The organism is Streptomyces sp. NPDC026538 (assembly GCF_055567535.1).
Genome location: NZ_JBVHQG010000008.1, coordinates 106346 through 133194, shown reverse-complemented (window position 1 = coordinate 133194; position 26849 = coordinate 106346). Strand labels below are relative to the sequence as shown.

Genomic DNA, 26849 nt, shown 5'->3' with positions numbered 1-26849 from the left:
GCTGTGCTCCGCCGAGTGCTCCCCGTGTACATCTCTGCGCTCGCGTGCGCGCCGTGCGGGCGGGGCATCGCATTCCTCGACGCGACGTCGAGCGGGGAGGTGCGCGTGCACGGACCGGCTTCGCCCGGCTGGCTGCTGGTCGCGCTGTGCGCGGCGACCGGGGCCTACTGCCTGCTGCGGATGCGCAGCAGCGTCGAGGAACAGCGGCGCGCCGCGGGCGGCGAGGCGCTGATGGGGTTCGGCATGGCCGCGATGGCCGTGCCCGCGACCGTCTTCACCCCGCCGCTCTGGGCATGGCCGCTGTACGCGGCGGTGTTCGGCGCGGCCGCGCTGCGTGCCCTGTGGAGCGCCCGCGGCAGCATGCACCATCTGCACCACCTCGTGGGAACGGCCGCGATGGCCTACATGGCGGTGGCCATGGCGGCCTCCCCCGGCGCCCACCACCACGGCGGTGCCGGAGTACCGGCGGTGACCGGGCTGTTGCTCCTCTACTTCACCGGCTACGTCCTGCTGTCCGGGGCGCGTCTGGTTCCGGTCGCGGTGGCGGCGGCCGGGAGCGGGACGGCCGGATGGGGCGACCGGCCCGAGCTGGCGCGGGCGTGCCGGCTGTCGATGGGAATCGGGATGGTGGCGATGCTGCTGGGGCTGTGAGCCGGTGACGGCACTCGGGGCGCACACGTTGCTTGCGTCACTTTGGCGCAATGGGCTGTACCCCTGGGCGGTCCCCCGCTCATAGGGTGCTGGCCATGATGGTCCCCGTGGCACTGCTGCTGCTCGGCACCCTGACGGCCGTGGCCGGTCCCCGGCTGCTCGCCCGGGCCGACTGGACGGACCGGGAGCCGGTGGTCGCCCTGTGGGTCTGGCAGTGCGTGGTGGCGGCCGTACTGCTGTGCTGTGCGCTGTCGATGACGCTGAGCGCGGCGGCGGCCTGGCAGGCGGCACGGGGACAGCTGTTCGCGACCGCCCCGAGCGGGGTGGCGGACGCCTATCCGCTCGTCGCGACCGGTCCCTGGGCGGCGGCGACCGCGGTGACGCTGGCCCGCGCCGGACTGTGGAGCGGGGCGATGCTGGTGCGGGAGATCGCGGGGGCCAGGGCCCGACGCCGACAGCGGCGGGCCGAACTCCTGCTCCGGGCACCACTGTTGCCGGGCGAGGAGAGGTCCGCCGACCGCCTCGTGGTGCTTGAGGGGGACCGCTCCGACGCCTGGTGGCTGCCCGGCGCCCCGCCCCGACTCGTCGTGACCACGGCCGCGTTGCGCCGGCTGAAGGGGCGTCAGCTGGACGCGGTCCTCGCCCACGAGCAGGGGCACGCCCAGGCCCGGCACGACTGGCTGCTGCACTGCTCGGCCGCGCTGGCCGGCGGGTTCCCGCAGATCCCGGTGTTCGCCGCGTTCCGCGACGAGATGCACCGGCTGGTCGAACTGGCCGCGGACGACATGGCGTCACGGCGTCACGGCCGTCTCACCACCGCGCTCGCCCTGGTCGAACTCAACGAGCACCGCGGCGTGTTCGGCCCCGGCCCGGCCCCGCACGCTCATGTCCCGCAGCGCGTCGACCGGTTGCTCACCGCCCCCGACCGGCTCCCCGCCCGGCACCGGCTGCGGCTGACCGCGACCGCCGCCCTGGTTCCCGTGATCCCGGTGCTGGTGGCGCTCGTTCCCGGACTGCGCGCGCTCGGGTAAAGCCGTATCCGGCAGGGGAATTGCCCTTCGAGCAATGATTCGGCAAAGATCACGCCATGCGCCCCCCGCCCAGCGACCGTCCCGCCCCGCTTCTCGCGACCGCCGTCCTCGCCCTCTCCTCGGCGCTGCTGCTCGCCCTCGTCGCCGGCGAGTGGCCTCCGCTGGTCGCGCTGGACGAGGACATCGCCGGCACCACTCATCGCTGGGCCGTCGCGGACCACGGCACCACCCATGTACTGCGCGTCCTGACGGACTGGGCCTGGGACCCGCTGACCATGCGCCTGCTGTGCGCGGGGGTCGCGGTGTGGCTGGTGTGGCGGCACTCGGCGTGGTGGACCGCACTGTGGCTGGCCGTGACCTGCGCGCTCGGCACCGTCGCCCAGCAGTCCCTCAAGGTCGCCGTCGGCCGGCCGCGCCCACAGTGGCCCGACCCGGTCGACTCCGCCCACTACGCGGCCTTCCCCTCCGGGCACACCATGACGGTCACCGTGGTCTGCGGCCTGCTGCTGTGGCTGCTGCACCGCTGCGGCACCGGCGGCGCGCTGTGGCGTACGGCCCTGGTCGCGGCCGGTGTCTCGGTCGTCGGCGTCGGCCTGACCCGGGTGTGGCTCGGCGTCCACTGGCCCTCGGACGTACTGGGCGGCTGGCTGCTCGGGGCCCTGGTGGTGGCACTGGCGGTGGTGGCGTACGAGTGGGAGCGCGACGGCCGGGGACGCGCTCACTAGGGCCTGCCCGACCTTTCCCGTCGGCCTCGCGACGCCCTTCGCGCACTCTCGCCGCACCGGACGCGGGCCCGAGTACGGAACCGATCTCCCCAGGCGCCGGCCCGCGCCGGACAACGGCCCGGGTAATGTCCGGCGCATGACTGCCGTGCTCTTCGACTTCTCCGGGACCCTCTTCCGTATCGAGTCCACCGAATCCTGGCTGCGGGCGGTGCTCGCCGAGTCCGGAGCGGAGTCCGGGGCGCGGCTCGCCGACTCGGAGTTGGCCGCCGCCGCGCGGGCGCTGGAGGCGGCCGGGGCGCAGCCCGGCGGAGCGAACCCGCTGGAACTGCCCGCGGAACTGGCCGGGGTGTGGGCGGTGCGCGACGAGAGCGCGGAACAGCACCGGGCCGCGTACACCGGGCTGTCCCGCCGGGTGCCGCTGCCGGACCCGGCCCTGCACGAGGCGCTGTACGAGCGGCACATGGACCCGGACGCCTGGACGCCGTACCCGGACGCCGCCGAGGTGCTGCGGACGCTGCGCCGGCAGGGGATCGCGGTCGGTGTGGTCAGCAACATCGGCTGGGACCTGCGCCCGGTCTTCCGTGCCCACGGGCTCGACGCGTACGTGGACGCCTACGTCCTGTCGTACGAACACGGTGTGCAGAAGCCGGATCCGCGGCTCTTCACGGTCGCCCTGGAGGCGCTCGGGGCCGCGGCCGCCGAGACGCTGATGGTCGGGGACAGCAGGCCGGCCGACGGCGGGGCGGCGGCGCTGGGCTGCCGGGTGCACTTCGTGGACCATCTGCCGGTGGCCGAACGGCCGGACGCGCTGCTGCCGGTGCTGGGCCTGGTGGGCGTGGCCCGCCGACCGGCCACGCCCACACAGGCCTGACCTGTTGGCGCCGCCCGCCCGAGACGCTCCCCCGTGTCGTCCCGGACGGACGGCAGCCCTGAACAGGCCCCGCGCAGAGCGGTGCCCGCTGCGTCGATTATAGTTGGCTGGCAGCCAGTCAACGCAGGAGTTCCAGCATGTCCCCTCGCAGCGCCTCGGTCAATGAAGAGTTGCGGAGGCGTTCCCGGGAGCGGCTTCTGCAGGCGGCGGTCGAGCTGGTCGACGAGCACGGTTTCGAGGCCACCACCCTGGGCGCCATCGCCGACCGGGCCGGGTCGGCGCGCGGACTGGTGTCGTACTACTTCCCCGGCAAGCGCCAGCTGGTCCAGTCCGCCGTGCACCGGCTGATGCACCGCACGCTGGAGGAGGGACTGGAGCGCGAGCCGCACACGGAGGACGGCCGGGAGCGGCTGGCCCGGGCCATCGACGCCATCCTGGGTCTCACCCGCGACCGGCCGGTGCTGATGCGCCAGCACATGGCGGGCCTGCTCCAGGCGGAGGGCTTCGTGCAGTGCCCGGAGCAGCGCCGGCTGTCGGAGCTGCTCGGCGACACCGTCGCCCGGTACGGCTCGCACGACGTCACGGCCGACTACCCGATGCTGCGCGCCCTGCTGATGGGCGCGGTGTACGCGGCGCTGGTGCCGGGGGTGCCGATGCCGATCCCGGTGCTGCGGGCGGAGTTGTTCGAGCGCTACGGGCTCGACTGGGAGCTGGGCGTTCCCCCGGGGTCCGCGCCGGAGCCGCAGGACCTGTCCCGGTTCTTCGCCACGGAGGACCGGACCGGGTCCGAGTGACCTGCCGCGTCAGCGGCGTGCGTGACGCGGTGTCAGAAAGCCCGCGTCGCGCGCCTGGGCGATGAGCCGGAGCGAGCGCCGGCGGCCGTGCCCGGTCGCCGACATCACGGCGAGGACGGGATCGGCGCCCTCCTCCTGAGCAGCCCGGTACTTCTGGGCGACCAGCCACCGCCCCTCGATACCCCGCGGCCAGGCGGGCCGGGCGCGCCGCGGACCCATGGCGCCCTCCGTACCTTCCGCGCCCTCCACACCCACCGCGCCGTCCGCGCCGTCCGCGCCGTCTTCGAGGTCCTCCCCGGCGGGCTCCTCGTCCGCGTACGACTCCATCCCGCACGCCCTGAACAGCGGCTCCTCGATCCAGTCGGCCAGCACCGTCAGATCGGCCAGGGACAGCGCGGGCCGCGCCTTGACGTCCTCGATCGACACCCGCCCCCCGGCCACCACGGCGAGCGCGTCGACCTGTGCGCCGTCGCCGAAGGCCAGCCTGACCTGGAACCAGGACGTGGCTCCCGTGTGCTCCTGCACCTCCCAGGCCGGCGACACGGACACCGTGCCGTCCTCCGTACGCCGATCAGAAAGATTAAGAAAGGATGCTTCTAGCACACACGAAACGTAACCGCATGATCACACTCCATGCGAACGGACACGCGTCCGCTTCACCCCAGCGGCCCCTGTCGAGGCGGCCACGCCGGTGGGATGCTGGATTCACCAGCCCCTCGGGCAAGGAGTTCCCCCGTGTTGCGTGTCGCCGTCGTCGGCTCCGGGCCGAGCGGGTGCTACACCGCCCAGAACCTCGTCCAGCTCGACCCCACGGTGGTCGTGGACGTCCTGGACCGGCTGCCGTGCCCGTACGGACTGGTGCGGTACGGAGTCGCCCCGGACCACGAGAAGATCAAGTCGCTGCAGGGCAATCTGCGCACGGTCCTCGAACACGAACGGGTCCGGTTCCTCGGCGGGATCCGGATCGGCGGCGGCCCCGGCGAACTCCCGGTGGATCGGCTTCGCGAGCTTTACCACGCGGTGGTGTACTGCGTGGGGGCCGCCGGCGACCGGCGGCTCGGCATCCCGGGCGAGGAGTTGCCGGGCAGTTGGTCGGCGACCGAGTTCGTGTCCTGGTACAGCGCGCATCCGGACGCGATCGACGCCGGTTTCGTGCGCGACGCCCGCTCCGCGGTGGTCATCGGCGTCGGCAACGTCGCGGTGGACGTGGCCCGGATGCTGGCCCGTGGCGTGGCGGAGCTGAGCCCGACCGACATGCCGCAGGCGGCGCTCACCGCGCTGGCGGCGAGCCGGATAAGAGAGGTCCACGTGGTGGGCCGGCGCGGCCCGTCCCAGGCCCGCTTCACCACCAAGGAACTGCGCGAGCTCGGCGCCCTGCCGGACACCGAAGCCCGCGTGGATCCCGACGAGTTGGCGCTCGACCCGGGCTTCGCCGACCCGTCCGCGCTGCCGGCCGCGCAGCGCCGCAACGTGGAGGTGCTGCGCGGCTGGGGCGCGGCCGGTGCCCGTGGTGCGGAGCGCCGTATCTGGCTGCGGTTCTTCCTGCGCCCGGTCGAACTGCTCGCGGACGGCGGGCGGGTGAGCGCGGTGCGCTTCGAGCGGACGGAGCCGGACGGGCACGGCGGGGTGCGGGGCACCGGGCGGTACGAGACCGTCGACGCACAGCTGGTGCTGCGATCGGTGGGCTATCGCGGGGTACCGCTGGACGGGCTCCCGTTCGACCCGGTGACCGGCACCGTGCCGCACACGGCGGGCCGTGTCCTGCACGGCCCTGCCGGAGTCCCGGGCGGCGACTACGTGGCCGGCTGGATCAAACGCGGCCCGACCGGCGTCATCGGCACCAACCGGCCGGACGCCAAGGAGACGGTGATGTCGCTCCTGGCGGACGCGCCCGTACTGCTCGGCAGGGCGGTGCCGGAGGATCCGGTCACGGAGCTGCGTGCGCTGGGTATCGAGCCGGTCGCGTGGTCGGGCTGGCAGGCGATCGAGCGTGCCGAGGCGGCGCTCGGCGCCCGGCTCGGCCGCAGCGTGGTCAAGCTGGCCGACTGGGACACGCTGCTGACGGCGGCGCGGTCGGGGGCATAGCGGAGTCGACCGCGACCAGGTGGGCAGGACACGTAGCGGCAACACCGCGGAAATCAACAAACTGTTCAATCCGCTTACGGTCTGGTCCTGACCGGATGTCGTCCCCGCCGCCGCTCTGGAGTCCTCGTGTCCACCACCGCCGCCCCCGCTGCCTCCCCCGTCCATCCCGTCGACGAGGTCCCACCCGTACGGCGACTGGCCGCCTTCGGCCTGCAGCACGTGCTCGCGATGTACGCGGGTGCCGTCGCCGTCCCGCTGATCGTGGGCGGTGCGATGAAGCTGTCGCCCGCCGACCTGGCTTACCTCATCACCGCCGACCTGCTGGTGTGCGGGGTCGCGACGCTCATCCAGTGTGTCGGCTTCTGGCGCTTCGGCGTCCGGCTGCCGATCATGCAGGGCTGCACCTTCGCCGCGGTGTCGCCGATGGTCCTCATCGGTACGACGGGCGGCGGACTGCCCGCGATCTACGGCTCGGTGATCGTCGCGGGCCTGGCGATCATGCTCCTGGCCCCGGTCTTCGGAAAGCTGCTGCGCTTCTTCCCGCCGCTGGTCACCGGCACGGTGATCCTGATCATCGGGGTCTCGCTGCTGCCGGTCGCGGGCAACTGGGCGGCGGGCGGCGCGGGCGCCAAGGACTTCGGGGAGCCGAAGAACCTGGCGCTGGCGGCCTTCGTCCTCGCGGTGGTGATAGGCGTCCAGCGGTTCGCCCCGGCCTACCTCGCCCGGATCGCGGTCCTGATCGGCATCGTGGTCGGCCTGGCGGCGGCGGTGCCCTTCGGGTTCACGGACTTCGGCGGGGTCGGCGACGCGGACTGGCTGGGCATCAGCACGCCGTTCCACTTCGGCACGCCCACCTTCAGGGCGTCCGCGATCGTCTCCATGCTGGTGGTGGCCCTGGTCACCATGACGGAGACCACCGGTGACCTGATCGCGGTCGGCGAGATGACCGGCCGGAAGGTCGAGCCGCGCTCCCTCTCCGACGGTCTGCGCGCCGACGGTCTCTCGACCGTCCTGGGCGGTGTCTTCAACACGTTCCCGTACACGGCGTACGCGCAGAACGTGGGCCTGGTCGGTATGACCCGGGTGCGCAGCCGCTGGGTGGTCGCGGCGGCCGGCGGCATCCTGGTGCTGCTCGGCCTGCTGCCCAAGCTGGGCGCGGTGGTCGCGGCCGTACCGGCGCCGGTGCTCGGCGGTGCGGGACTGGTGATGTTCGGGACGGTCGCGGCGAGCGGCGTGCGCACGCTCTCGACCGTCGACTTCAACGGCAACAACAACCTGACCGTGGTGGCCGTCTCGGTGGCGGTCGGGGTGCTGCCGATGGGGGTGCCGACGGTCTACGAGAAGTTCCCCGACTGGTTCCAGACGGTGATGAACAGCGGTATCAGCGCGGGCTGTCTGACGGCGATCGTCCTGAACCTGCTCTTCAACCACCTGCCGGCGAAGGCGGATCCGGGCGCGCAGGCGGTGGAGGCCGCGTAAGAGATCGCCCGGGGTCCGGGCCGGTCGCCCACCGCCGCGCGGACGGCCTGCCCGTCCGCGGCGTCGGCCGGGAGCGCCGCGCGGCCCGCGCCCGTCGATCCCACACGGGCCGCCCTGCCTGCCGGGCCAGGTCAGCCCAGCTCGATCTTTATGTTCACTCGCCGGTGGGACGCTCCCCCAAGGGAACGCATCCGACCGCGCCCACGCCCCTCAGGCCCGGGTACTCCCTCGCACCTCGCCGCCCACCCCGGGCCGCCCGATCAGGTCGGGTCCTCGTCCAGCCTCTCCACCACTCGGTCGGAGAGCTGAGCCAGCATTCGCAGCTCCGCCGGCGTGACATGGTCGAGGAACAGTTCGCGCACCGCCTCCACATGCCGCGGCGCGGCCGCCTCGATCGCCGCGCGCCCCTCCTCCGTGATCACCACGAAGGCGCCGCGGCCGTCCTCGGCGCACTCGTCCCGAACCACCAGCCCACGCTTCACCATGCGGGCGATGTGATGGGACATCCGGCTCTTCTCCCATTCCAGCGCCCGGGCGAGATCCAGGATCCTCCGCCGCCCGTCCGGTGCGTCCGTCAGCTCGACCAGCACCCCGAAGTCCGCGGCCGACACATTCGACTCCGTCGACATCAGACGCGACAGCCGGCCCCGCAGCCTGTCGTTCAGCCGGAGGAAGCTCCGCCACGCGTGCTGCTCGTCGGCCGTCAACCAACGCACCCTCTCGCCCATGAGTCGAGTGTAAGCGTGGTTGACATTTCACCGACCCCCTGTCGTCCCGACCTCGTCCCGTGGTGGACACCTCACGTCTGGTTGATGTGTCATCACGCCCCACGGGCCCCCTTGCGCCCCCTTGAGGAGGCACCGCCGCGCCGGGATTTCAGCGGCGTGGCGGATTCCCGCGCGCAGTGATGACGGCGTTCGGCAGGGCGGGGGCGGGAAGACGGCGGCCGGGGTAGCCGTCGACGGTTCCGAAGCGGTCGGAGGCCGCCTCCCAGTCCGCTCGGGCCCGGACGATGTCGTCATGGCTCCGGCCGATGAAGTTCCACCACATGACGATCTCCTCCTCGAAAGGAGGTCCTCCGAGCAGGATCGTCCGCGCCGGGCCGTCCGACTCGTTCACCAGCGTCAGGGTGTCCGCGCCGCAGGGGACGTACCCCAGTTCGGCCGGCCGTATCACGGTGTCGATCAAGCGGACGTCCCCGCTGTCCACGAGGAGGCCGTGCTCGAAGTCAGGCGCCACGGCGAGGGTGACCGTCGCCCGCGGTTCGAGAACGACCTCTGCCCCGAGGAGCGGGGTGAAGCTCCGCACCGGAGAGGCGCTGCCGGCGAGCGAGCCCAGAAAGACCCTGATCTCCGCCCCGTCGACACGCGCGGGTTCCGGCACGTGGTGCTGGAAGTCCCGGTCGGCGCCACGGTGCTGCCCGGGCAGCGCCACCCACAGTTGCACGCCGTGGAGGGCGGTGGTGTCCGGGGTGGAGACCTCCGAGTGGGCGATGCCGTGACCGCCGGTCATGAGGTTCATCTCTCCGGGACGGATCAGGGCATGGGTGCCGAGGCTGTCCCGGTGCTCGATCTCGCCGCTGAACAGCCAGCTCACCGTCTGCAGTCCGGTGTGCGGATGCGGGGCGACGTCCATGCCACCCGTGGCGGACACATCGACGGGGCCGTAATGGTCGGCGAAGCACCAGGCCCCGATCAGCGTCCGGGCCCGCTGAGGCAGCGTCCGACGTACGAGCAGCGCACGCGGGCCGCCCAGGGGCACTTCGCGCGCAGACAGCACATCGACCCGGGGTGCTCCGGCCGGCCGGTTCCCGTCGGCCGGGGCACCGCACCGCACTTCCCCAGGCCGGGTTTCCACGTTGCTCATGGGGACCATCTCCCGCACACTTTGGTTGCCGTATCAACTATCATGCCATGAGCACGGCCCCGACGGGACACAGGGCTGCGACCGACGCCCCGCTCGACCGCAAGCACCGGCCGGCGGGACACGCCGTGCACCGTGCCGCGGACACGACGCCCTCCCCTTTGGTTGACATATCAAGTACATTCCTCGGGGATGGAAGTCACCCGCGGGTGAACCGACCACTCACGAAGGAGTCCACCCATGTCCGATCTCGTCTTCGGCCTGGACACGTTCGGCGATGTGCCGGAAGACGACTCCGGCACCCCGGTCTCCGACGCTCACGCCATCCGGCAGGTCCTCGACGAGGCCGTACTCGCGGAGGAGACCGGCGTCGACGTCATCGCCCTCGGTGAACACCACCGCCCGGAGTTCGCGATCTCGGCCCCGGAGACCGTCCTCGCCGGGATCGCGACCCGAACCAGCCGCATCCGCCTGTCCTCCGGCGTGACCGTGCTGAGTTCCGACGACCCGGTAAGGGTGTTCCAGCGGTTCGCAACCGTGGACGCGCTCTCGAACGGCCGGGCCGAGGTCATCCTGGGCCGCGGCTCCTTCACCGAGTCGTTCCCGCTCTTCGGCTACGACCTCGCCGACTACGACGTGCTGTTCGAGGAGAAGATCGAGCTCTTCGCCAAGCTGCTGGAGGAGAAGCCGGTCACCTGGAGCGGCACCAAGCGCGCAGCGCTCAAGGACGCCGACGTCTTCCCCAAGACCGAGTCCGGGCACCTGAGCACCTGGGTCGGTGTCGGAGGTTCACCCCAGTCGGTCATCCGCACCGCCCGCTACGGTTTCCCGCTGATGATCGCCATCATCGGCGGCGCGCCAGAACGCTTCACGCCGTACATCGACCTCTACCAGCGCGCCACCGAGCAGTTCGGCACGACCGCTCATCCGGTCGGCGTGCACTCGCCCGGCTTCATCGCCGACACGGACGAGGAGGCCAAGGAAGCGCACTGGCGGCACTACAAGGTCATCCGGGACCGCATCGGCGCACTGCGGGGCTGGCCGCCGGTCCGCAAGGAGGAGTACGAGGCCGAGATCGAGCGCGGCTCCCTCTACATCGGGTCGCCGGAGACGGTCGCCCGCAAGATGGCCCGCACGATCAAAGCCCTCGGCGTCGGCCGTTTCGACCTCATCTACACCACGGGCGCGCAGCCGATCAGCGCTCGTCTGCGCGCCGTCGAGCTGTACGGCACCAAGGTCATCCCGATGGTCCGCGACCTCCTCGCGGGCTGACACCAGGAACGGAGAAGAGATGTCCGCCACCACCGTCCGCACCGTCGGCATCCTGGGTGCCGGAAAGGTCGGCACCGTGCTGGCCCGCCTGGCCCTGGCCGCCGGGTGTCGCGTGCTCGTCGCGGGATCGGGCGACCCCGGCAGGATCGCCCTCACCGTCGAAGTCCTCACCCCCGGCGCGATCCCGGTGACCGCGGCCGAGGCCGCGGCGGGGGCGGATGCCGTCATCCTGGCCCTTCCGCTCGGCAAGTACCGCAGCGTGCCCGCCGACGCCCTGCGCGGCAAACTCGTCATCGACGCGATGAACTACTGGTGGGAGGTCGACGGCAGCCGCGAGGACCTCACCGACCCGCTCACCTCTTCGAGCGAGACCGTGCAGGCCTACCTGCCCGAGGCACGCGTGGTCAAGGCGTTCAACCACATGGGCTACCACGACCTGGAGGACGGGGCCCGGCCCGAGGGAGCCCCGGACCGCAAGGCGATCGCGATCGCCGGCGACGATCCGGACGACCTCGCCACCGTGGCCGGCCTCGTCGACGCGTTCGGATTCACTCCTGTCATCGCGGGCCCGCTCGCCGAAGGGGTACGCCTCGAACCGGGCACCGAGCCCTTCGGCGCCGACGTCGGCGCCTCAGAACTGCGCGCGATGCTCGGCCACTTCTCGGAATCGGAGCGAGGACGGGCCGTGATCAGCGCGCGGACCGCGGCTTCGGCACGGGGTGCGGACGCGGCCTGACCACCGGTCGGCCGCCGCGGCCAGGAGGGCACCGGCCGTCGCGCCTCGGCGGACCCTGGTGGCGCGGCACGGCAACGGTGCCGAACGCCCGCGAATCGTCAGCCACGGAGAAACAGTTCCGCCGGCACCGCCCCCGCCAGGACCCGGTAACCGGCCGGGTTGAGATGCAGCCAGTCCCCCACCTGGAGGCCGGCCCGCAGTCGGCTCGGATCGGCCGGATCCCGTACCACCCGGTCGAAGTCGACCACGGCATCGAAATGACCGCGGATCCAGGCGTTCACCCGCTGCCGGGCCGCCTCGCGGACACCCGCCCCGTCGTCGTACGCGTTGCCGCCGAAGGGCAGCAGGGTGGCGCCGTAGACCCGGATGCCCTGGGCGTGGGCGCGGATCACGATCTGCCGGTAGGCGGCGATCAGGTCGTCGGCCACGGCGCGCTGGGCGTCCGGGGTGGCCGCGGTGGTCCCGATGTCGTTGACGCCCTCGAAGACGATCAGCCAGGAGACCCCGCTGCGGGACAGGACGTCCCGGTCGAGGCGGGCCAGGACATTGGGGCCGAGGCCGTCGTCGAGCACACGGTTGCCCCCTGCCGCCTGGTTGAGGACCGCGATGTCCGAGGTGGCCGGGCGGGCCTGGAGGCGGTCGAAGAACTGGTCGGGCCAGCGGTCGTTGCCATTGGTCGTGGATCCCCGGCCGTCGGTGAGCGAGTCACCGAGCACGGCCACCGCCCGGGTCGCGGCCGGTGCCGCCACCTCGACGTCGCTCAGCAGATACCAGTGGTCGGCCGAGGCGGCGCCGGTCAGGTCCGGGTCCCGGGTGTGGTCTCCGTTGACGAGGTACGACGTGGTGCGCGACCCCGGATGCGAGGTGAGCGCCAGATCGGGCTGGCCCTGCGCGGTGTAGGCGGTGACGGTGAGGTTGGATCCGGGGGCCAGCTCGAAGTCGACGGGATCGGAGACGACCTGGGCGCCCACCGGGACCACGGTCGCGGTACGGCCCGAGAAGGTGACCGGGTGCAGGCTGCCCGGCACGATCGCGCTGACCCCCGCCCGCCCGTCCCGCGGGAGCGCCACGGTCACCGCGGTGAGCGGGAGCGGGGTGTCGCCGTAGGCGTTGGAGAAGCGCAGCCGCAGCCGATGACCGCCGCTGGTGACGCGGACGGTCTGGCGCAGGGTGGTGTCGACCAGCACCGACCTCTCCCCCGTGAAGGGCGCGGGCGGCAGGTTGCCGGCCTCGGTGAGCTGCGGCATGCCGGTCCAGGTGTTCACCCAGTGGCCGCCCCGGTCCGGCTGTGCGCCGGCCGGCCGGGGACCCCGGACCAGCGCGGTGACGGCCGTGGCGGTCACCACCAGGGCGAGAGCCAGGACGCAGGCGCTGAGGAGCGTGACGAGCGGTGTTCTGCTGGACTGCGGCTTCACGGGAGCCTTCCTGACGAGGGACGACGGGGGCGCCGTCGTCGACTGACCGTGCAGGTGGTGCCGTTGCGGGTGTCTGTCTGTGGTGGGGGCGCGCTGTTGCCCGTCGTTGTCCCTTTCCGGTCGCGGCTCGGTGCGGCTTCGTCGTGCGGGGATCCCCCGGCATCGTGGCATGGACATGGTCGCCATGGAAGCGCTCCCACGCGAGTTCGGGAGGCAAGGCCCGGACGGGAACTGATGCTGCGCGAGGCGTTGACTAGAAAGCGCTTGCATCCTACGTTCCGTTCAGCACCGTGACCACCGAGCCCAGCAATGGTCCCCACCGGGCAGGCGTCAGCATTTCCGGTTTGGCCATTTGGACGTCGTTCACGTACGCGTTCATTCGTCGAACCTCCAGAAGGCCCCCCACTCGACAGAAGGCATACGGGACATGACTTCACGAGCACCAACCAGCACGCGGGCACTGGCGGGCGGGCTGGCCGCCTTTGGACTCTCACTTGGCATGATCATGGCTGACGGAGCACAGGCGGACGCGGCCACCTGGCCGACCGCGAGCGGCAGCCAGGCCGTCACCGCGACCATCAAGCTGTCGGGCACGAAGGACTACGGGATGCTGCGCCTGTACGGCAGCGGCGACCTGGGCAGCGGTGGCCAGAGCGAGGACCAGGACCCGATCCTCGACCTGGCGGCCGGCACCGTCCTGAAGAACGTCATCATCGGCACGCCCGCCGCGGACGGCATCCACTGCGAGGGCGGTTGCACCCTGCAGAACGTGTGGTGGGAGGACGTCGGCGAGGACGCGGCGACCTTCCGCGGCTCCTCCTCGTCCAACGTCTACACCGTCTCCGGCGGCGGCGCGAAGGAGGCCGGCGACAAGGTGTTCCAGTTCAACGGCGCCGGGACGCTCAACGTGTCGGGCTTCGCCGTGCAGAACTTCGGCAAGCTGGTCCGCTCGTGCGGCAACTGCTCCACGCAGTACAAGCGCACGATCAACCTCAACACCATCGAGGCGACCTACAAGGGCAGCGCGCTCGTCGGGATCAACACCAACTACGGCGACAGCGCGACGCTGAAGAACATCACGATCGTCGGGGACAGCGGCAAGAAGATCGTGCCGTGCCAGAAGTACATCGGCAACAACACGGGCGCGGAGCCTCCGACGAACGGAAGCGGGCCGGACGGGACGTACTGCAAGTACGCGAGTTCGGACATCACCTACAGGTGAGCCCGAGCGGTGGGGTCGTCGCCCCCTACCGGGCGGCGGCTCCACCGCAGCGGGTCCGTGTCCGCTCCGGGGCGGGGACCCTCACCGGTGTGAGGGCCGAACGAGGGGACCGGGAGAGGGAGTCGGGGATCACGGCGGAGAACGTCGAGCCCCGGCAGGTCATGCGGACAGGCCGGGCCCACACCCCCGGCCCGTCACGTCACGGCGTCGGTGGCGCCGTGGTGGGCCGTGGCCCGGGCGGGCACCGGAGGCTGGTCCGGCCAGGCGAACGCGTACCGGGGATCGCCGCCGCGGTTCAGCCGTACGAAGCGCAGGAGTTCGCGGACGATGCCCGCGTTGCCCATCGCCCAGCCGGTGCGCGGTTCGAGGTCGCTCGGGGTGGCCCGGTGTTCGACGTTGGACCAGCGAGCGCCCTCCTCGTCCCGGATCGCGCGGGCGGCCAGGTCCGCGACGAGGACGTGGGCGAAGTCGTACGGGTCCTGCTGTTCGGCGATCCGGTCGCAGGCCAGCGCGAGGACGCCCGCGGTGCCGCAGCAGCGGCCGTTGTTGTCCCAGAAGCCGGGGCGCAGCCGCTGGGGCAGGCCGGAGTGCGTGACCGTGTGCCAGCAACGGTCGGCGAGGGCGGTCCAGCCGGGGTCGGCCGTGACGTCCCGCAGCAGCCGGAAGGCCTGGGCGTCGCCGGCCGGGCCGTGGCACCAGCCGTAGCTGATGGGCTCGATCACGTCGGGGCGGAACTGAGGGCTGGAGTGCGGCACCAGGAAACCCTCCGGCCCCGCCTGGTCACGCGCCACGACGTCCGCGGCACCGGCCAGCGCCAGTTCGACCAGATCCGCACGGCCGGTGGCGCCGCCGACCCGGGCCAGCGCCAGGACGATACCGAGCGCACCGTGGGAAACGTGGTGCAGGCGGGAGTCGACACCCGTGCGATGGGGCCACTGGACGCCCGCCGGAGTCGGCTCCGCCGTCCGCAGGTACGGCTCCACGGCCAGGACGGCCAGTTCGGGGTCGCCGGCCACGAGTGCCCCGAGGCCGATCCCCGCGTTCCCGCCCATCAGCTCGAACAGGTCGCCCCAGCGGGTGCCGTCGAAACGTGACCGCACGGCCGTCAGCGCGCGGTCGGCCGCGGCACCGGCGGCGTTGTCGCCGAGTACCTGCTGAAGTGCCCGCAGGACGAGCGCCATTCCGGTACGGCCGAAGTACAGGGAGTCGTCGTCGATGCCGTCGACGGCGTCCGCGATGCTGCGGCCGGTGCGCAGGGCGGTGTCGGCGTAGGAGTCGTCGCCGAAGTGCCGCCACGCCTCCAGGAGCACCAGGACGTGCCCGGCCGTACCGCTGTAGAACATGGGGTTGAGTTCGTCGTCGGAGCGGCGGTTCGGCCAGGCGAGTGCCCCTCCTGGGGTCTCCCGTGCGGACTCGGTCAGCCAGCGCAGCCCGTCCAGCGCGAGTCCCTCGACTTCGTCAACCGCCAGTGTCGTGGCCTGTGATGCAGTCATGGGCCCACTCTTCCATGATCTTCAAGGGTCCCCCGGGCCGGAGTTCCTCGGAGCCCCGGAACCCGAGGCTCTTCAGCGCCCGGTCCGACGTCCGGTGGCGTCAGCCGGCCGGATCCCCCGTCGGCTCGCCCAGTTCCGCACGGTAGGCCGCGTAGGCGGTGCGCAGTCGGTCGCCCGGCCAGTCGGCGGGCAGGAGTTCCGACGGCAGGACGGGGTCCGTCAGCAGGTGACGGACCACCGCCGCGAAGAGCGTCAGGCGGTCGGGGGGACGGGGGGATTCGGCCGCGCGGGTCAGCAGGGCGCGGGCGGTGTCGGACCAGGTGGTCAACGGCCAGAGCTGGGCGGCCAGTTCGGGGGCGGGTCGGGAGGGGCGGGCCGTGCAGGGCTCGGCGATCGCCAGCACCTCGTCGGGGAGGGGTCTGGTGAGGTTCGCCGGGCGCAGCCAGACGCCCTCTCGGAGTTCGGCCAGGCGCAGGGCGGTCAGCCGGGTGCGCAGGTCCGCGCGTTCGGCGGGGCCGCGGCCCGTGGTCGTGATGATCAGCATCTCCCAGTCGCCGTCCCACGCGCGTGTGCGGGGCCGTACCGCCTCGTCCTGGCGCCGCTGGCGGGCCAGGAGCCGGTCGCTGAGGCCGTAGACGGCGTCGTCGGTGCGGCGCAGGTCGCCGGCCGCCGTCATCCGGCTGAGCGCGGCCCGGAGCGCGGAGCCGCCGACCCCGAACGGCTCCACGAGGCGGAGCAGGTCCTTCACCGGCAGCCGCGGCGGATGCGTGCCCAGCAGCAGGCTCAGCACGACCGACCGGGCGGACAACGGCCGCAGGTCGACGCCGGCGGGCTCGGCGGACACGTTCATGCGCATGGTCACGTACTGTACGTGCGGCTTGTTATTGCATCATTGCTACAGCCGTAGCGAGAGTGCAACATGGGGGCATGGACTCGACCGCCGCGCTTCCGCAGCCGCAGTACGCCACTCACGACGTCACCAACCAGCCACCGCCGCTCGCCCCGTACGACGCCTCCGACGATGCGGCCCTCCTGGAGGGGCTGCGCCGGGAGGGCGCCGAGTGGGCCGAGCAGGGGATCCGGCGGCTCGGGGCGCGAGCCGGGAGCGCGGAGGCTCAGGAGTGGGGCGAGCTGGCCAACCGGCACGAGCCGGAGCTGCGCAGCCACGACCGGTACGGCAACCGGATCGACGAGGTCGACTTCCACCCCAGCTGGCACCACCTGATGCGGACGGCCGTGGCCGAGGGGCTGGCGGGGGCGGCCTGGGCGGACGGCCGGCCGGGTGCCCATGTCGCGCGGACGGCCGGCGGCCTGGTGTGGGGGCACACCGAATCCGGCCACGGTTGCCCCACCTCGATGACCTATGCGGCGGTCCCCGCGCTGCGCGCCACACCCGAGCTGGCCAAGGTGTACGAACCGCTGCTGACCAGCCGGGAGTACGACCCGGAGCTACGGGTGCCGACCGAGAAGCCGGGCCTGCTCGCCGGCATGGGGATGACCGAGAAGCAGGGCGGTTCGGACGTACGGACCAACACCACGGCCGCCACGCCCACCACCGAGCCGGGCGTCTACACCCTGCGCGGGCACAAGTGGTTCACCTCGGCGCCGATGTGCGACGTCTTCCTGGTGCTGGCACAGGCACCGGGCGGGCTGTCGTGCTTCCTCGTGCCGCGGGTGCTGCCCGACGGCAGCCGTAACACGTTCCGCATCCAGCGGCTCAAGGACAAGCTCGGCAACCGGTCGAACGCGTCCTCCGAGCCGGAGTTCGACTCCACCGTGGCCTGGCTCGTCGGACCCGAGGGGCGGGGTGTGAAGACCATCATCGAGATGGTCAACTGCACCCGGCTGGACTGTGTGATGAACTCGGCGACCCTGATGCGCAAGACGCTCGTGGAGGCCGGTCATCATGTGCGCCACCGCAGCGCGTTCGGCGCCCGGCTCGTCGACCAGCCGCTGATGCGCAACGTCCTGGCCGACCTGGCGCTGGAGTCGGAGGCCGCGACCACGCTCACGCTGCGGCTGGCCGGCGCCGCCGACCGCGCGGTGCGCGGCGACGAGCAGGAGCGGGCCTTCCGGCGGATCGCCACGGCCGTCGGCAAGTACTGGGTCACCAAGCGCGGCCCGGCCTTCACCGCGGAGGCCCTGGAGTGCCTCGGCGGCAACGGCTACGTCGAGGACTCCGGTATGCCCCGCCACTACCGCGAGGCACCCCTGCTGTCGATCTGGGAGGGCTCCGGCAACGTCAACGCGCTCGACGTACTGCGGGCGCTCGCCCGTGAACCGGGCGCCGCCGACGCCCTGTTCGGGGAACTCGCGCACGCGAGCGGGGCGGACGCCCGGCTGGATGCCACCGTGACCCGGCTGAAGACGGAATTGGCGGAAACCGATCAGGCGGGCGCCCGCCGGCTGGTCGAGCGGATGGCGCTCGCCCTCCAGGCCTCCCTGCTGGTCCGGTACGCTCCGGCCGCCGTCGCGGACGCCTTCTGCGCGACCCGGCTCGGCGGCGACTGGGGATACGCGTTCGGCACGCTGCCCGCCGGAGCCGGGCTCGACGCGATCCTGGAGCGGGCGCTGCCTGGCGGGAACTGACCCCTCCACGGAGTGTCGTCGGCCGGTGACCGTCGACGGACCGCACACAGTCGTCGTCCGATTCCGCATTGTTGTCAGTGCCGTGGTGCAGACTCCTGATCAGGTGGTACTCGCCCGGGGAGGACAACGTGTTCACGGGGATCGACGAGGTCGACTGGGCCTCGCTGCGGCACGCGTACGGCAGCGCGGAGGACGTGCCCGGCCTGCTGCGCGCACTGGCCTCGCCGGACGCGGCCGAACGAGAGGTCGCGCTCGACGGGATGTACGGCTCGGTGCACCACCAGGGGAACGTGTACGACTCGACGCTCGCCTGCGTCCCGTTCCTCTTCGCGCTCGCCTCCCGCGCGGAGGTGCCGGACCGGGGCGCCATAGTCGAACTGCTGGTCAGCATAGGGGCGGAGGGCGCCGGCCCGTCGGCCCAGGCCGCGGTGCGCGCGGGCGCCGAGGCCTTCGTGCCGCTGGCCGACGACCCCTGCCCCGGGGTACGGCGGGCGGCCACGGCCGCGCTGGTCCGGTTCCTGGACGAACCCGCGCGGGTGCTGGAGCTGCTGCGCCGGCGGATCACGGTGGAGCGCGACGAACAGGTGCTGCCCACCCTGACCGCGGCCCTCGGCCTGTTCGTACGACGCCATCCCGCCGACGCGGCCGGGGCGGTGGAGCTGCTGGTCGCGCAGAGCCGGCCGCCGCACTCTCCGGGGATGCGGCTCGCCGCGCTCGGCCAGCTGGCCCTCGGTGCGCCGGAGCGGCTGCCCGCCGGCCTGGTGCCGACGGCGGTCCGGCTGCTCCGGGAGCGGTCCGAGCGGCGCGCCACACATCCGGACCGGATGGAGCCGGACACGCTGGTCGGCCGGATACGGCGGCTGCGGCCCTCGGACGAGGAGGGCTCGTATCTGCTGCGTACCCTCCACCGGGCGCTGGACGACCGGGTGGCCGACCGGATCGCTCTGCTGGTGGGCCAGTTGGGCAGTCCGGACGCGATGGACCGGTGCAACGCGGTGCGGATGTCGGCCGGCCTGTTCCGGGAGTGGCGGGCGGACTTCAGCGCGCCCGTCTCGTTGATCGGCGCCCAACTGGGCTGCCAGGAGGATCAGTTGCGCGACGCGGCCGTCTCGGTGCTCGCGGAGCTGTTCGGGCTGGCCGCGCCCGCCGCCGACGAACTGCACGCGCTGGTGATCGCGCGGCCCGACCTGTGGGTGCACACCTGGGAGCGCGGCAGGCCCTCGCTGGGCGGACCGCTCAAGGCGCTGGCCAGAAGCGGTGATCCGCGCGCGGTCCCGGTCCTGGCCCAGTTACTGGCGGGCCCGGCGGCTCCCGCCGGGCTGGGCTTCGAGGTGGTCCGGCTGGGCCCGGCCGCGGCTCCGCTCGCCCCCGCGCTGCGGCACCGGCTCGGCCAGGTCCCGCTGGACTCCCCCGAGACCGCCGAACTGGCCGCTCCGCTGCTGGCGGCGCTCACCGCCCTCAGGGATCCGGCAGCGGTGCCGGAGGTGCTGCGGCTGCTGCGCGGCGCGCCGGACGGACTCGGGGCGCGGGAGGCCCTGGCAGGGCAGGCGGTGCGGGCACTCGACGCCCTGGGTACGGCGGCCCGGGCGGCGGCGCCGGTCCTGCGCGGGCTCCTCGACACCGGGCACGCGGCCCTGGCGGCGGGGGCCCTGTGGGCGGCGGAGGGCGACGCCGGCGCCGTACTCCCCGTGCTGATCCGGGAGTTGACGCACGGTCGCGGCCGCAGCACCCGGACGGCTGCCGAGCAGCTGGGGCGGCTCGGGGCCGCCGCCCGCGACGCGCTGCCCGCGCTGCGCGGGCTGGCCGGATCGGGCCGGGTGTGGGAACGGACCGCGGCGGCGCAGACCTGGTGGCGGATCGAGGGGGATCCGGATCCGGTACTGCCGGTGCTGCGGGCCGCCTGGGCGGAGAATCCGTACGCCCGCGGTGCGATCGCCGAGTGCCTGGCGGAGATGGGCCCGGCGGGCGCACCGCTGCGCGACCTGCTGACGGCCGAACTCGCCACCGACCGACGGCACACGGCCCGGCCGGGCGGGTACGGCAGCCACGACATCGCCCGGGACGAGCGGCTGCTCGCCAACTGCCGGACGGCGCTGGCGAGTCAGTGACCCCGAAGCCCCGGAGCGGGCGCCGGCTCAGCCGATCGTCCGGCCCCATTGCGGCCCGAGCCGCGACCACTCCGCGTCCCAGCGGTCCATCCGCCGCCGCTCCAGCCGGCCGCGCACCACGAGTCCGGCGACGAAGGGGACGGCGGCCGCGCTCAGCCCGACCAGACCGCCGATCAGCGCGGACCGGAAATGCGCCTCGGACGCGGTGGCGGGCCGGGTGACCAGATGCCCCTGGAGATCCGTCCAGACGGTGACCGGGGTGCCGACCTCGCTGCCGGCCGGGACCCGGGCCTGGCCGGTGTGCGCGGAGCCGTCGTCGACGGTCCAGCCCACCCTTGCCCAGACCCGTTCGCCGCCGGAGGACTCGGACTTCGGCCCGGAACGTCCTGGGGCCTTGTCCATGACATGGGCCACGACCGGGTGCCATTCGGCGCGCTCACGGGCAAGACCGTCCTCGACCGACCGGGCCGCCGCGAGCCCGCCGAGCACCCCGGCCAGCAAGGTGAACAGCCAGGCGCCGAGCAGCACCCAGGCCTCCAGTGTGTCGGCGCGCCGCTTCAGCGGGTTGCTCCGCCAGCGCCACAACCAGACCTTCGGACCACGGAACGCCTTCAAAGGCATCCTCCTCACGCGCGCACGGACAGCCCGGACCGCCCTCCCATACGGGAGAGGCCGCCCCGTTGCTCACGGCGAACCTCCGAGTCGACGGTCGCACGACTGAGCCCGCTCGCGCAGGCGTCTCCCGGAACGAGTCCCGGCACCCTGTTCGGCCGGGTCGGCACGGCGGCCGCGACCTGTGCCGACGAAGGGTCCGGAGGCCGCGGTTTCTGTCATACGAGCCGACGGTCCGGTCATCCTCGGTCGTCCCGCGACCGTGGCTTGATCACCGACCTGTGTACGGCAGTAGGGTGACGCCGTGGCACCACGACCCTTGCATGAAATCGTCGAACCGGGCTGGGCGAAGGCCCTGGAACCCGTGGCCGGGAAGATCGCCGCGATGGGCGACTTCCTGCGCACGGAGATCGCCGCGGGACGCACCTACCTCCCGGCCGGGCCGAACGTCCTGCGGGCCTTCCAGCAGCCCTTCGACGACGTTCGCGTCCTGATCGTCGGTCAGGACCCGTACCCCACCCCGGGGCACGCGGTGGGCCTGTCGTTCTCGGTCGCGCCCGAGGTACGCCCGCTGCCGGGCAGCCTGATCAACATCTTCCGGGAGCTGAACACCGACCTGGGCCTGCCCCAGCCGTCCAACGGCGACCTCACCCCCTGGACCCGGCAGGGCGTCCTGCTGCTCAACAGGGCGCTCACGACGGCTCCGCGCAGCCCGGCCGCGCACCGGGGCAAGGGCTGGGAGGAGGTCACCGAGCAGGCGATCCGGGCACTGGCCGGGCGCGGCAAGCCGCTGGTGTCCGTCCTGTGGGGCCGCGACGCCCGCAACCTCCGTCCGCTGCTCGGCCAGTTGCCGGCGGTGGAGTCCGCGCACCCCTCGCCCATGTCGGCGGACCGCGGTTTCTTCGGCTCCCGCCCGTTCAGCCGGGCCAACGACCTGCTGATCCAGCAGGGGGGACAGCCGGTGGACTGGCGTCTGCCGTGAGCGCAGGCGGCGGCAGGGTCCCCGGCGTCGAGGGCCGCGCCGTCGGTTCCGGGGGCGCCGAGGGCCTCGGGTCCGGCTTTCTCGCCGTCGACTCCGGCGGTTCCGGGCTGCGAGCCGTAGTAGGCGTACCGGGGCGGGAGCCGTCGGTGCCGCGGGAGTCCCGGGAGCCGGTGCGTACGGGCGCGCGAGGCCTCGACCCCGGGCATCTGCTGGAGCAACTCCTACCCATGGCACGGGCGCTGATCGGCGAGTACGGCCTGGACGGGGTGACGACGGCGGTCGTCGGCGCCGCCGGACTGGCCAGTCTCGGGGACGCCCTGCGGGCCGACCTGCCGGACGCGCTGGCCCGTGAACTCGGGGTGCGGACGGTCGCCCTGGCCGCCGACGCGGTGACGGCGTACGTCGGCGCCCTGGGCCCGCACCCGGGCGCGGTGATCGCCGCCGGTACGGGGCTGATCGCGATCGGCACGGATCTGGCCGGGTGGCGCCGGGCGGACGGCTGGGGGCATCTGCTGGGCGACTGCGGCGGTGGCGCCTGGATCGGCCGGGCGGGCCTGGAGGCGGCGCTGCGCGCCTTCGACGGGCGGGACGGCGGCTCGGCCGCGCTGCTGGCGTGCGCCGAGGAGCGGTTCGGGCCGCCGGCCGGGCTGCCCGGGCAGCTCTATCCGCGCGCCGACCGGCCCGCCGTACTGGCCTCCTTCGCCCCGCTGGTCGCCGACTGCGCCGCCCACGACCCCGTCGCCGCCGGGATCCTGCGCGCGGCGGCCCGGCACATGGCGGAGTCGGCCGCCGCCGTCTGCCCCACGGCCGGTGCGCCCCGAGTCGCGCTAACAGGCGGCCTGTCCAAGCTGGGCGACCCGCTTCTGGTGCCGCTGGCCGAGGAGTTGGCGAGGCTGCTGCCGAGGGCCCGGCGGGTTCCGGCGGAGGGCGGTCCGCTGCACGGAGCGGTACGCGTCGCGACTGACCTGGTCACCGGACGGCTCACTCTGCCGGGTGATGAAAAGCTGCTCTCCGTAGTACATACAAAAAGGGATTGATCCCACTGGGACACGAAGTGTCCGACAGTTGACGGGATCACCTCCGAATCATGCGTAACTCATCAGACAAAACCGGACGGATACCGCTCACCTGCACCCTCCCCGAACAGGGGAGCCCAATAAGCCAGTAACATGCGTCGCCATGAGCTCCCCCACTGGGCCCGCGTCCGGCCTGCCAGTACGAATGCCGCGACCTCGCCAGCCCGGGCGGCACCGCCGACCCGAGCCGCTGGTGGCTCCCGAGGACGCGCCCGCGCTCGTCCTCGCGGTGCCGGGTACGCCCAGCGCGGTCACGCGCTCCCTCGCCGAGGAGGTCGTGAGCATCGCCCGCTCCGAGCTGCCCGGCCTGGACGCCCGCATCGGGTACCTGGACGGGGACGACGCGGAGTTCCCCACCCTCCAGTCCGTGCTCGCCCGCGGCGCCGAGGAGCGCGCCGCCCGCTACGAGCAGGCCGTCGCCGCCGGTGTCGAGGGCGTCAAGATGCCCGACGGCCCGGTCGCGGTCGTCGTGCCGCTGCTGGCCGGCCCGGACAGCGCGCTGCTGCGCCAGGTCCGCCAGGCCGTCATGGAGAGCCGGGTCGCCGCCGACCTGACCGACGTCCTCGGCCCGCACCCGCTGCTCGCGGAGGCGCTGCACGTGCGTCTCTCGGAGGCCGGTCTGGCCCGCGCCGACCGCGCCCGCCTGTTCACCGTGGCCACGGCCGCCGACGGCATCATCCTCGCCTCCGTGGGCGGCGAGGAGGCCGTGCAGGCCGCCGGGATCACCGGCATGCTGCTCGCCGCGCGCCTGGCCGTGCCGGTGATGGCAGCGGCGCTGGACCAGGAGGGTTCGATCTCCTCCATCGCCGAGCAGCTGCGGGCGTCGGGTTCGCAGCAGCTGGCGCTGGCGCCGTACCTGATCGGTCCCGAGATCGACGGGGGCCTGCTGACGGCGGCCGCCGAGGAGGCGGGGTGCGCCACGGCCGAGCCGCTGGGGCCGTACCCGGCGATCGGCAAGCTGGCGCTGGCCAAGTACACGACGGCGCTGGGGATCGCTCCGCAGCAGCCGCAGGGTGCGCCGGTTCGCTGAGTTGACGTGTGTGCCTCGACGGGTCCCTTCCCGGAAGGGACCCGTCGGCCGTTTCCGGAGTGGCGCGGAGGGTCTTCGACCGGCGCCCGGTGGGGTCTGAGGGCGCCCACGCGGCGGAGCCGCGCGTCCCTTGCGGGGCGCTGTCCGGCCGGGCTCAGTCGAAGATCACGCAGGAGGCCGCCGGGAGCTCCACCGAGCCGTCGTAGCGTGGTACGCCTGTCTCCTGGTCGATGGTGAACCAGGTGATGTCCCCGGAGCGTTCGTTGGCCGAGTAGAGGAAACCCCCGGATTCGGTGAGGTCCCGGGGCCAGTGGCCTCCGCACGGGACCGTGGCCGTCAGGTGGAGTTGGTCCCCGTCGACCGCGAACGTCGTCAGGACGTCCTCGCCCCGGGTCGCCGTCCAGACGAAGCGGCCGTCGGGCGATACGACGATGCCGGACGGATAGGCGTCGCCGGCCGGGGCGCCGGGCAGTACCGGGGTCTCGGCCAGGGGCTTCAGGGCGCCGGTACCGGCGTCCCAGCGGCAGACCGTGACGGTCGGGGTGAGTTCGTTGACCACGTAGGCGTACCGGCCGCCGGGGTGGAAGGCCAGGTGGCGCGGGCCGGAGCCGGGGCGCAGGGCGAACTCGCGGTGGACGGCGAGGGTGCCCTCGTTCAGGGTGCAGACCCGGACCGAGTCGGTGCCGAGGTCGACGCTGACCGCCCAGCGGCCGCTGGGGTCCGGCTGCACCTGGTGGGCGTGCGGGCCGCGCTGACGGCGCTCGTGCGGGCCCGATCCGGTGTGAGGGAGCACTCCGGAGGGGGCGCCGGCGAGGGTGCCGTCGGGGCGGACGGGGACCGCGCTGACACTGCCGGAGCCGTAGTTGGCGGTCAGGACGTGACCGTCGAAGACGCTGAGGTGGGTGGGGCCGCTGGCGTCGACCGGGACCGGCGGTCCGGCGAGCCGTGGCTTGTCGTCGTGGACGTGGTACGCGGCCACCGCGCCGTCGGCGGTCTCGCTGACCGCGTACAGGGTGTGGCCGCCGGGTGCGAGCGCGAGAAACGACGGGTCGGGGACGCCGTCGACGCCCTCCAGGAGGGCCAGGGCACCGCTGTGCGGATGGACCGCCGCCGTGACGACCCCCGGCCCGCCCGCCGCCGTGAACGATCCGATGAACGCCCTCCGCCGCCTGCCGCCGTCTGCCACCGGTGTCCCCTCTCGGTCTTCTCGGTTCTCGCCACGAGCCGGTACGAGTCAGTACGAGCCAGTCCCGGGCCGACGGTAGCAGTTTGCGGTCTAGACCAAGAGGTCCGGGGCGGCGCGTCTCAGGCGCCGACCAGGGGTGAGCCCGAGGGGGCGCGCAACGGCTCGGCGAGTTCGGCCAGGGCGCGCTCCAGGCCGTGCAGATGGGCCAGGGCGGGCTCGGTGGGCGGTTCGGCCGGGCCGGTGCTGTGTGCGGAGCCCCGGGTGAGCGCCTCCACGGCCGCCTCGACGCGCCAGCAGGCGGCGGCCAGCCGGGCGTCGTGGGAGGCCTCGGGGTCGGCGGCGACCGCGACCAGGCCACGGATCTCCCGGGCGCAGTCGTCCAGCAGGGCGAGGACGCGGCGGGCGCGGCGCCTGCGGCCGGGCATCGGGGTGAGCGGATGGACGAGGGGCGCGACCGAGAGCCGTACCCGGCCGAGCAGCTGCTCCAGTTCGGCCACCCGGGGTGCCGGGTCGGGGGTGGCGGACCCGGCGAGCCGGGCGGCGGCCTCGGCCGTGCAGGCGTGGACACAGCGCAGGGCGCGCTGGATCCAGGCGTCGGTGATGAGGTGGGTGGTGACCGGCAGCACGAACAGCACGGCGAGCCCGGCGCCGACGGCGCCCACCGCGGTCTCGGTGAGCCGGAGCGCCAGCAGGCCGGGGGTGAGGACGCCGAGGAGGCCGTAGAGCAGCTCGGCGAGCAAGGTCACCCAGAGCATCATCCAGGTGTAGGAGACGGCGGCCGAGTAGAAGATGCCGAAGACGGCGACCGCGACCAGCACGGCGGTGGGGACGGGCGCGCCGTGCACGGGGACGGCGACGAGCAGGCCGAGCGCGATGCCGAGGACCGTGCCGAGGACCCGGCGGAAGCCCCGGACCAGGGTCTCGCCGCGCGAGGCGGTGTTGACGAAGATCCACCAGGTGGCGCCGACCGCCCAGTACCAGCGCTGGCCCGACACCGCCTGGCCGACGACCAGCGCGAAACCCGCGCCCGCGGTGGCCTGGACCGCCTGCCGGGTGGTCACCCGGGCGAGGCCGCTGCCGGCGGGCGGGGCGGGTACCGGCACCGCGGGCAGGCGGCGCTCGTAGCACCACAGGCCGAAGCGGACGGCGGCCGCGCCGAGCACGGAGAGCAGCACGGCGGCGTACAGCTCGGGCAGCTGTCCGGGCGTGGCGTGCAGGAACTGGGCCACGAAGTAGGTCATGAAGGCGAACACGCCGAGGCTGTGGCCCCGCGGCCCCCAGCGGCGCGCGTACACGCCCGCGCCGACCACGGCGAGGAAGACCAGGTCCCGTGCGACGGGCACGTCGTGCAGTCCGGCCGCGGCGGTCAGCACGGGGAGGCCCACGGCGGGCAGCAGCGCCGTGGTGAAGGCCTGCCCGCGCACGGTCGCGTCGGCGACCGTGAACAGGGTGAGCAGCGCGGCGAGCCCGCCGGTGACGGCGCCCGTGAGGGAGTGCCCGGCCGCCCCGCAGAGCACTACGGCGAGGCCGATGCCCAGTACGGCCCGGGCGGCGAAGCGCAGCCGCACCCGCCCGGGGTCCGGAGCCGTGAACACCCTCTTCAGCACTGCTTTCCCTCCCATGGACCGC

At 73.3% G+C, this 26849-nt stretch carries 23 protein-coding genes and 1 pseudogene; 15 read left to right on the top strand and 9 right to left on the bottom strand.

Going from position 1 to position 26849, the window contains the following annotated elements; genetic code table 11:
• Positions 1-105: 105 nt before the first annotated feature.
• From ACZ4N4_RS30090 to ACZ4N4_RS30070, 5 genes are all read left to right on the top strand, one after another.
• The gene (locus ACZ4N4_RS30090) at positions 106-651 is read left to right on the top strand and encodes a DUF5134 domain-containing protein (RefSeq protein WP_453564042.1); all 546 of its coding nucleotides are present in this window, start codon (positions 106-108) and stop codon (positions 649-651) included.
• A 95-nt stretch (positions 652-746) separates the two neighbouring features.
• Complete coding sequence (locus tag ACZ4N4_RS30085; protein ID WP_467594607.1) at positions 747-1682, top strand: M56 family metallopeptidase; 936 nt, start codon at positions 747-749, stop codon at positions 1680-1682.
• Positions 1683-1738: 56 nt separating this feature from the next.
• The gene (locus ACZ4N4_RS30080) at positions 1739-2407 is read left to right on the top strand and encodes a phosphatase PAP2 family protein (RefSeq protein WP_467594605.1); all 669 of its coding nucleotides are present in this window, start codon (positions 1739-1741) and stop codon (positions 2405-2407) included.
• 136 nt (positions 2408-2543) lie between these two features.
• Entirely contained in the window at positions 2544-3278 is a 735-nt protein-coding gene (locus ACZ4N4_RS30075; protein ID WP_453564033.1) for an HAD family hydrolase, read from the top strand.
• A gap of 137 nt (positions 3279-3415) precedes the next feature.
• Positions 3416-4072 (top strand): TetR/AcrR family transcriptional regulator, encoded by a 657-nt coding sequence (locus ACZ4N4_RS30070; protein ID WP_453564031.1) that lies wholly within the window; start codon positions 3416-3418, stop codon positions 4070-4072.
• 9 nt (positions 4073-4081) lie between these two features.
• Here ACZ4N4_RS30070 and ACZ4N4_RS30065 read toward each other — a convergent pair whose 3' ends face one another.
• Positions 4082-4621, bottom strand: a complete 540-nt coding sequence (locus ACZ4N4_RS30065; protein WP_467594602.1) for a DUF6214 family protein — start codon at positions 4619-4621, stop codon at positions 4082-4084.
• Positions 4622-4807: 186 nt separating this feature from the next.
• Here ACZ4N4_RS30065 and ACZ4N4_RS30060 point away from each other — a divergent pair, with 186 nt between their 5' ends.
• Positions 4808-6157 (top strand): FAD-dependent oxidoreductase, encoded by a 1350-nt coding sequence (locus ACZ4N4_RS30060; protein ID WP_467594600.1) that lies wholly within the window; start codon positions 4808-4810, stop codon positions 6155-6157.
• A gap of 126 nt (positions 6158-6283) precedes the next feature.
• Positions 6284-7636: a nucleobase:cation symporter-2 family protein gene (locus ACZ4N4_RS30055; protein ID WP_467594597.1), complete on the top strand. Its 1353-nt coding sequence runs from the start codon at positions 6284-6286 to the stop codon at positions 7634-7636.
• A 260-nt stretch (positions 7637-7896) separates the two neighbouring features.
• Here the strand turns inward: ACZ4N4_RS30055 and ACZ4N4_RS30050 are convergent, their stop codons facing one another.
• Both ACZ4N4_RS30050 and ACZ4N4_RS30045 read right to left on the bottom strand, forming a co-directional pair.
• On the bottom strand, positions 7897-8364 hold the full coding sequence (locus tag ACZ4N4_RS30050) for a MarR family winged helix-turn-helix transcriptional regulator (RefSeq protein ID WP_453564019.1): 468 nt from the start codon (positions 8362-8364) through the stop codon (positions 7897-7899).
• Between the two features lie 148 nt (positions 8365-8512).
• Entirely contained in the window at positions 8513-9502 is a 990-nt protein-coding gene (locus ACZ4N4_RS30045) for a pirin family protein (protein WP_467594594.1), read from the bottom strand.
• A 237-nt stretch (positions 9503-9739) separates the two neighbouring features.
• Between ACZ4N4_RS30045 and ACZ4N4_RS30040 the strand changes: the two genes are divergently transcribed.
• Together ACZ4N4_RS30040 and ACZ4N4_RS30035 are read left to right on the top strand one after the other, a co-directional pair.
• Complete coding sequence (locus tag ACZ4N4_RS30040; RefSeq protein ID WP_453564014.1) at positions 9740-10771, top strand: LLM class flavin-dependent oxidoreductase; 1032 nt, start codon at positions 9740-9742, stop codon at positions 10769-10771.
• A 10-nt stretch (positions 10772-10781) separates the two neighbouring features.
• Positions 10782-11507 (top strand): annotated as a pseudogene (locus ACZ4N4_RS30035) (NADPH-dependent F420 reductase); the annotation flags it as partial.
• A 98-nt stretch (positions 11508-11605) separates the two neighbouring features.
• On the opposite strand, the gene ACZ4N4_RS30030 reads toward ACZ4N4_RS30035, so the two are convergent.
• On the bottom strand, positions 11606-12922 hold the full coding sequence (locus tag ACZ4N4_RS30030) for an SGNH/GDSL hydrolase family protein (protein WP_467594592.1): 1317 nt from the start codon (positions 12920-12922) through the stop codon (positions 11606-11608).
• Between the two features lie 427 nt (positions 12923-13349).
• Here ACZ4N4_RS30030 and ACZ4N4_RS30025 point away from each other — a divergent pair, with 427 nt between their 5' ends.
• Positions 13350-14144 (top strand): pectate lyase, encoded by a 795-nt coding sequence (locus ACZ4N4_RS30025; RefSeq protein ID WP_467594589.1) that lies wholly within the window; start codon positions 13350-13352, stop codon positions 14142-14144.
• Between the two features lie 194 nt (positions 14145-14338).
• Here the strand turns inward: ACZ4N4_RS30025 and ACZ4N4_RS30020 are convergent, their stop codons facing one another.
• Together ACZ4N4_RS30020 and ACZ4N4_RS30015 are read right to left on the bottom strand one after the other, a co-directional pair.
• Positions 14339-15637: a lanthionine synthetase LanC family protein gene (locus ACZ4N4_RS30020; protein WP_467594587.1), complete on the bottom strand. Its 1299-nt coding sequence runs from the start codon at positions 15635-15637 to the stop codon at positions 14339-14341.
• A gap of 100 nt (positions 15638-15737) precedes the next feature.
• Positions 15738-16493, bottom strand: coding sequence for a PaaX family transcriptional regulator C-terminal domain-containing protein (locus ACZ4N4_RS30015; protein WP_467594584.1), 756 nt, complete (start codon positions 16491-16493; stop codon positions 15738-15740).
• Positions 16494-16564: 71 nt separating this feature from the next.
• On the opposite strand from ACZ4N4_RS30015, the gene ACZ4N4_RS30010 reads away from it, so the two are divergent.
• Complete coding sequence (locus tag ACZ4N4_RS30010; RefSeq protein WP_453564001.1) at positions 16565-18226, top strand: acyl-CoA dehydrogenase family protein; 1662 nt, start codon at positions 16565-16567, stop codon at positions 18224-18226.
• A gap of 128 nt (positions 18227-18354) precedes the next feature.
• Positions 18355-20334 (top strand): HEAT repeat domain-containing protein, encoded by a 1980-nt coding sequence (locus ACZ4N4_RS30005; protein WP_467594581.1) that lies wholly within the window; start codon positions 18355-18357, stop codon positions 20332-20334.
• Positions 20335-20361: 27 nt separating this feature from the next.
• Here ACZ4N4_RS30005 and ACZ4N4_RS30000 read toward each other — a convergent pair whose 3' ends face one another.
• Positions 20362-20955 carry an Rv1733c family protein gene (locus ACZ4N4_RS30000; RefSeq protein WP_453563995.1) on the bottom strand — a complete coding sequence of 198 codons (594 nt, stop codon included), beginning with the start codon at positions 20953-20955 and terminating at the stop codon, positions 20362-20364.
• Between the two features lie 295 nt (positions 20956-21250).
• On the opposite strand from ACZ4N4_RS30000, the gene ACZ4N4_RS29995 reads away from it, so the two are divergent.
• The 3 genes from ACZ4N4_RS29995 to ACZ4N4_RS29985 all read left to right on the top strand — a co-directional run bounded on the left by ACZ4N4_RS29995 (position 21251) and on the right by ACZ4N4_RS29985 (position 24034).
• The gene (locus ACZ4N4_RS29995; protein ID WP_450764165.1) at positions 21251-21928 is read left to right on the top strand and encodes a uracil-DNA glycosylase; all 678 of its coding nucleotides are present in this window, start codon (positions 21251-21253) and stop codon (positions 21926-21928) included.
• Positions 21929-22035: 107 nt separating this feature from the next.
• Positions 22036-22965: an N-acetylglucosamine kinase gene (locus ACZ4N4_RS29990; protein ID WP_467595148.1), complete on the top strand. Its 930-nt coding sequence runs from the start codon at positions 22036-22038 to the stop codon at positions 22963-22965.
• A gap of 142 nt (positions 22966-23107) precedes the next feature.
• Positions 23108-24034, top strand: coding sequence for a sirohydrochlorin chelatase (locus tag ACZ4N4_RS29985; RefSeq protein WP_450764167.1), 927 nt, complete (start codon positions 23108-23110; stop codon positions 24032-24034).
• Positions 24035-24188: 154 nt separating this feature from the next.
• On the opposite strand, the gene ACZ4N4_RS29980 is transcribed toward ACZ4N4_RS29985, so the two are convergent.
• Both ACZ4N4_RS29980 and ACZ4N4_RS29975 read right to left on the bottom strand, forming a co-directional pair.
• Complete coding sequence (locus tag ACZ4N4_RS29980) at positions 24189-25220, bottom strand: lactonase family protein (RefSeq protein WP_467594577.1); 1032 nt, start codon at positions 25218-25220, stop codon at positions 24189-24191.
• A gap of 119 nt (positions 25221-25339) precedes the next feature.
• Positions 25340-26827 (bottom strand): FUSC family protein, encoded by a 1488-nt coding sequence (locus tag ACZ4N4_RS29975; protein WP_467595145.1) that lies wholly within the window; start codon positions 26825-26827, stop codon positions 25340-25342.
• Positions 26828-26849: the final 22 nt, after the last annotated feature.